Origin of the sequence: Phenylobacterium sp. (assembly GCF_031412415.1) — a bacterium.
Taxonomy (GTDB): Bacteria; Pseudomonadota; Alphaproteobacteria; order Caulobacterales; family Caulobacteraceae; genus Phenylobacterium.
The window spans coordinates 1-5,322 of sequence record NZ_JANOCX010000071.1; the positions used below are offsets into that span (position 1 = coordinate 1).

At 67.6% G+C, this 5,322-nt stretch carries 6 protein-coding genes; 1 reads left to right on the forward strand and 5 read right to left on the reverse strand.

The window, feature by feature from the left end; translation table 11 throughout:
* The 4 genes from RMO04_RS03550 to RMO04_RS03565 all read right to left on the reverse strand — a co-directional run.
* The coding region (locus RMO04_RS03550; RefSeq protein WP_309643418.1) for an SDR family NAD(P)-dependent oxidoreductase at positions 1 to 296 on the reverse strand (296 nt) is incomplete at its 3' end.
* A complete protein-coding gene (locus tag RMO04_RS03555) occupies positions 293 to 1,249 on the reverse strand; it encodes an oxidoreductase (RefSeq protein ID WP_309643419.1) in 957 nt (318 codons plus the stop codon). The genes RMO04_RS03555 and RMO04_RS03550, both read right to left, overlap by 4 nt.
* Positions 1,249 to 2,028 (reverse strand): enoyl-CoA hydratase-related protein, encoded by a 780-nt coding sequence (locus tag RMO04_RS03560; RefSeq protein WP_309643420.1) that lies wholly within the window; start codon positions 2,026 to 2,028, stop codon positions 1,249 to 1,251. Before RMO04_RS03560 ends, RMO04_RS03555 begins: the two co-directional genes overlap by 1 nt.
* 32 nt (positions 2,029 to 2,060) lie before the next feature.
* The gene (locus RMO04_RS03565; protein ID WP_309643421.1) at positions 2,061 to 3,128 is read right to left on the reverse strand and encodes an MBL fold metallo-hydrolase; all 1,068 of its coding nucleotides are present in this window, start codon (positions 3,126 to 3,128) and stop codon (positions 2,061 to 2,063) included.
* Positions 3,129 to 3,303: 175 nt separating this feature from the next.
* Between RMO04_RS03565 and RMO04_RS03570 the strand changes: the two genes are divergently transcribed.
* The gene (locus RMO04_RS03570; protein WP_309643422.1) at positions 3,304 to 4,626 is read left to right on the forward strand and encodes a hypothetical protein; all 1,323 of its coding nucleotides are present in this window, start codon (positions 3,304 to 3,306) and stop codon (positions 4,624 to 4,626) included.
* Positions 4,627 to 4,909: 283 nt separating this feature from the next.
* Here the strand turns inward: RMO04_RS03570 and RMO04_RS03575 are convergent.
* Positions 4,910 to 5,322: DUF4199 domain-containing protein (locus RMO04_RS03575; protein WP_309643423.1), on the reverse strand; the 413-nt coding region annotated here is incomplete at its 5' end.

Below are 5,322 nucleotides of genomic sequence, written 5' to 3' on the forward strand. Positions count from 1 at the left end.
GCCGAGGCGTTGTTGACGCAGATGTCGATCCCGCCGAAGGCCGCCACGGTCTTTTCCACCGCCTCATAGACGCTGGCCTCGTCGCGCACGTCGACGATCAGCGGCAGGGCCTTGCCGCCCGCCGCCTCGATCTCCTTGGCGGCGGAATAGATGGTGCCGGGCAGTTGCTTGTGCGGCTCGGCGGTCTTGGCGGCGATGGCGACATTGGCGCCGTCACGGGCGGCCCGAAGCGCGATGGCCAGGCCGATGCCGCGGCTGGCGCCGGTGACGAAGAGGGTCTTGCCTTGCAGGCTCATAGTTTCACTCCGGTGGTCTGTTCAGACAGGGCCCAGAGGCGCTCGGCGCTTTCGGGGTCAAGGGCGTGGGGCATGACCCCGGCGTTGGGCCCTTCACCCCAGGGCAGGGCCTGGGCCAGGTTTTCCAGGTAAAGGCCGCCGACGCCTTCCAGTTCGTCGCCGATCGCGGCCCAGACACTGGTGGAGGCGCCCTGGGCGGGGGTCTTGAACCCTTCCCGGACCACGCCGTCCTCATTCATCCAGCCCATGGCGATCATTTCCTCGCGGGGCAGGTGCCGCTGCAGCGGTGTCATGATCCCGCCCGGCATGACCGCGTTGGCGGTGATCCCGTGCTCCTCGAACCGCTCGTTGAAGCCCACGGCGAACAGCGAATTGGCGGTCTTGGACTGACCATAGGCCTCCCACTTGTCGTAGGGCCTGTTGCGGTAGTGGGGGTCGTCCCAATGGATGTCGCTGCGCCGGTGGCCGATGGAGGAAAGCTGCACCACCCGGGCGGTCCGCTCGTCCTCGGCGGCGTTCATCAGCGCGCGGGTCAGTCCCAGGGTCAGGACGAAATGGCCGAAATGGTTGGTGCCGATCTGCAGCTCCAGGTCCTCGGCGGTGTGCAGCAGGGGCGAGGCCATGACGCCGGCGTTGTTGATCAGGATATCCAGCGGCTCGTCGCCCCAGGCGTCCACGAAGGAGCCCACCGAGCCAAGGCTCGCCAGGTCCAGGGTCCCAGCCAGAACGCGGTCGGCGCCGATGGACTGGTTGATCTCCGAGGCCACCCGCTCGCCCGCGACCCGGTCGCGCACGGCCAGCATGACGTCTGCCCCCGCGCCCGCCAGGGCGCGTGCTGTCTCCACCCCGATGCCGCTGGCGCCGCCCGTGACGATGACATTGCGGCCCGACAGGTCGTGGTCGCCGGCCACCACGCGGGCGGGGGTGAAGGCGCCGAAGCGAGAGCGGATCATCAGGCGACCTTCGAGAAGTCTGGGGCGCGCTTCTCGGCGAAAGCGGCGAAGGCCTCCTTGGCTTCCGGCGACTTGAGCTGGGCGGCGAAGTGCAGGCCCTCCTCGTCCATCCGCTGGGCGACGCCCAGGCCTTCGCGCATCAGGGCCTTGGTGATCACCACCGCGGCCGGCGGGCGAGCGGCGACCGCCTGGGCCGCCGCCAGCGCCTTGGCGCGCAGGCCGTCCAGCGCGACCACCTCGTTGGCGATCCCCCAGTCGACGGCCTTCTTGGCGTCTACCGCCTCGCCCAGCACGAACATGGCGAAGGCCCGCGCATGGCCAATCCGGCTGGGCAGGGTCAGGCTGGAGGCGGCCTCCGGCACCAGGGCCAGGTTAACGAACGGCGTGGTCAGTAGGGCGTTCTCGGCCACATAGACCAGGTCGCAATGCAGCAGCATGGTTGTCCCGACGCCCACGGCCCGGCCATTGACCGCGGCCACCAGCGGCGTCTTGGCCCGCGCCAGGGCGGCCAGCAGCGGATTGCCCTCGCGCCGCGCCTCGTTCGCGCCGCTATCGCCGGCGTTGACCGCCGCGAAGTCGCTGAGGTCGTTGCCGGCGGTGAACATGTCGCCATTGGCCTGGATCAGGACGCAGCGGACCTCCTTGTCGAACTCCGCCTGGTCGATGGCGTCGCCCAGGGCCTGGTACATGGCGCGCGTCAGGGCGTTCTTCTTCTCCGGGCGGTTCATGGTGAGCGTCAGGACGCCGGCGGATTTTTCGATGAGGATGTGGTCGGTCATGCTCTGGGCTCCCTAGTGCTTACGCTGTATACCTAAGCCGCCGCGCGATACCAGACGACGCCGTCAGAATCGGTCTCGGCCACGGCCTGGCCCCGCGACAGCAGGCAGTTCAGATGGGCGATGCTCTCGCCTGTCGCCATGCCCAGCACCCACTGGTCGATCTTGCGCCGGAACAGGACGTGGAACACGTCCACCGCCCGCTTCGGCTCGGCGATCAGGGTCGACAGCCGCGCCAGGCCGCGCTCGTGGCCGCCGATCAGGTGATCGATACGCGCGTGCAGGCCGTGGAACGGATCGTTGTGGGCTGGCAGCACCAGGACGTCGTCGGGCACCTGGGTCTTGATCCGCGCCAGCGAGGTCAGCCAGTCGGTCAGGGGATCGCCGCAGGGTTCGGTGGGGAAGACCGAGACGTTGGACGAGATCTTCGGCAGCACCTGATCGCCGGAGATGAACAGCTTCAGCTCAGGACACCACAGGCAGGCATGCTCCGGCGAATGGCCGGAGCCCACGACGATTTTCCACGTCCGGCCGCCGATCACGACCTCGTCCCCGTCACTCAACCGCTGGAAGCTGTCGGGCAGGGCGTGCAGACCGCGGCCGAAGCCGCCGAACTTGGCGCGGTAGTTCTCCAGCGCCTCCTCGTTCCAGCCGGCGGCCCGGTAGAAACTGAGGGCGTCGGCCGGCGCCTCCCGTCCCGTGTCGGCCGCCAGGGAGCGGCACATCAGGAACTCCAGTCGGCTGATCCATAGGCGGCACTGGAACTTGCGGGTCAGCCAACCGGCCATGCCGATGTGGTCGGGGTGCATGTGCGTCACGAAGACCCGGGTGACCGGCTTGCCGCCCAGGCTCTCGGCGAAGGCCTTGCGCCAGGCCTGCTGGGTGTCGCTGCCGCCCATGCCGGTGTCGACGATGGCCCAGCCGCCCTCCTCCTCGATCGCCCAGACATTGATGAAGGCCAGCGACCCGCCCAGCGGCATCCGCAGCCACTTCACGCCGGGGGCCACATCGATGGCCTCGCCGGGGTTGGGGCCGCGCTCGAACGGGTATCGCAGCTTGGGCCGGGGCGTCTCCGCGATGACCTCTTCAAACCCATCGCGCATGGCGCCGCCCTCCCGTCGTTCGAACAGCCTAGTTTCCGACGTGCGGCCGGGCGGATCAAACCCTCATCTCAGGCGCCGCGCTCAACTGTTGAGGACCAGTTCACGCCAAGCTTGCCCTGTGGCGGCCCTAAGGTTTATGTCGCCTCTAGAGGGAACACCCAGGAGTACTATGACCATGAGGCCATTCGGAATTGGGCTGGCCGCCGTATTGGCTATTCTGGCGTTCGCGCCAGCGGCCGTCTCACAAGGCAAGAAGGCCCCCGAGATCAGCGAAAAGCAGCGCGCCCAGGGCATGGCCGAGGCGCCCGCCCTCGCCGCCGCCGCCGGTGTCGCCTGCAAGGTCACCGACGCCCGCTTCATCGGAAAGTCCGATGACAAGAAGGCCAAGACCTCCACCAGCTATTACGAAGTCGACTGCGACTCGGGCCTGGGCTTCATCATCTCCTCCGTCGCCGGCGCGCCGAAGCCGACCGTCTTCACCTGCATCGAGGCCAACACCCCGCAGCCCGATGGCAAGCCGTCGAGCCTGCCCTGCAAGCTGGCAGGCAACGCCGATCCCAAGTCCGACCTCGCCCCGCTGCTCGCCGCGGCCAAGGTTCAGTGCACGCCGGAACAGGTGCGCGGCATCGGCCAGAGCGCCACGGCCACCTATCTTGAAGTCGCCTGCCAGGGTTCGGCCCAGGGCTATATCGTCAAGGCCAGCGCCCCGGTGGACGCGGCCAAGCCCGTCGATGCCAGCGACTGCATGCTGTACGACGACTCCGAGAGCAACATTAAGTGCACCCTGCGTGACAAGGCCTCCCGCCTGGCGGTGATCGACACCTACGCCGCCACCGCCGCCAATGGCTGCACCGTGAAGGACAAGAAGTACGTCGGCGTCGCCCAGAGCGGCTCCAGCTTCTTCGAAGCCTCCTGCACCGACGGCAAGGGCTACCTCTACAAGGTCGACGCGGGCAAGCTGACCCAGACGGTCGAGTGCGCCAAGGCCACCATGATCATGGGCGGCTGCACCCTGACCGACGCCAAGGAAGCCGTGACCGAGCAGAACGGCCTCTACACCCGCCTCGCCAAGGCCGCGAAGTTCGAGTGCGACGTCTCCAAGTACGGCCCGTTCCCCTCGCCCCAGGGCAAGGACATCGTCGAGCTCGCCTGCGCCAACCGTCCCGACGGCGCCGTGGGCATCTTCGGCCCGGGCACGGCGTCTCAGATCGTCGATTGCGCCCGCGCCCCGATCGCCGGGTTCCGCTGCAGCTTCACCAAGGCCGAGGCCGGCTACAAGACGGTCACGGCCGACCTGAAGAAGCTCGGCAAGACCGAATGCGAAGTGTCCAACACCCGCGTCATCGGCCGCACCGCCAAGGGCACGACCTACTTCGAGACCGCCTGCGCCGACGGTCTCAAGGGCTACATCATCGAGTACCAGCCCGAGACCCTGACCCCGCTCACGGTCATCGGCTGCGCCTTCTCGAAGGACTGCAAGCTGCCGGGCAACACCTAGACCGCCCGAACGCCGAACATGAGAAAGGCCCGCGGGGGGAACCCGCGGGCCTTTTTTCATACGGCGAAGCGCCGGTGGACTATCAGGCGTACTCGGCGACGCGCTTGACGCTCAGACGCGCGAACAGCTTCTGGAAGAAGCTTCGCACCGCGCGCGACGCCGCCAACTGGCCTTCGACGTTCTCGAAATCGACAAAGAGCATGATCGTATCCTTTCGACGGATGCGATCTATGGTGCGGCGCAGCAAGAATCAATGGTGCGCTGCAAAATTATTGAGATTGCCTCAGGCGGTGACCGGCCGGGAGCGGGCCGGCAGGAAGCGCGGATTGCGCAGCAGGGCGGCGCTGACCAGGGCGATCAGCAGGCCGACCGGCAGGATCTCGACCAGCGTCATGGGTATGCGGAACAGCGGATTTGTGTAGCTCAAGCGCATGGCGTCCATCTCGGCGACGGCCTTTTCGTAGGCCGCGCCGGTGACTCCGGCGGCGCGTTTCGCCTCCAGCGTCTGGGCGGCGTACTTGTCCATGAAGGTGTAATCGGTCGCCGCGAGATAGACCTCCCACACCGCGATGTAAGCCACCGAGGCGACGGCGGCGATGCCGAGGCCCAGGAGGAAGGCGCGGCGGAAGGTGATGACCCCGCCCAGCGCCTGGTCGCGATACTGCTTGACCCCCACCAGGATCGCCGACAGGGCGA

Bases quoted from the DNA above. Each gene is read 5' to 3' on its own strand.
- RMO04_RS03570 (WP_309643422.1), top strand. From the start codon at position 3,304: ATGAGGCCATTCGGAATTGGGCTGGCCGCCGTATTGGCTATTCTGGCG.
- RMO04_RS03565 (WP_309643421.1), bottom strand. From the start codon at position 3,128: ATGCGCGATGGGTTTGAAGAGGTCATCGCGGAGACGCCCCGGCCCAAG.
- RMO04_RS03560 (WP_309643420.1), bottom strand. From the start codon at position 2,028: ATGACCGACCACATCCTCATCGAAAAATCCGCCGGCGTCCTGACGCTC.
- RMO04_RS03555 (WP_309643419.1), bottom strand. From the start codon at position 1,249: ATGATCCGCTCTCGCTTCGGCGCCTTCACCCCCGCCCGCGTGGTGGCC.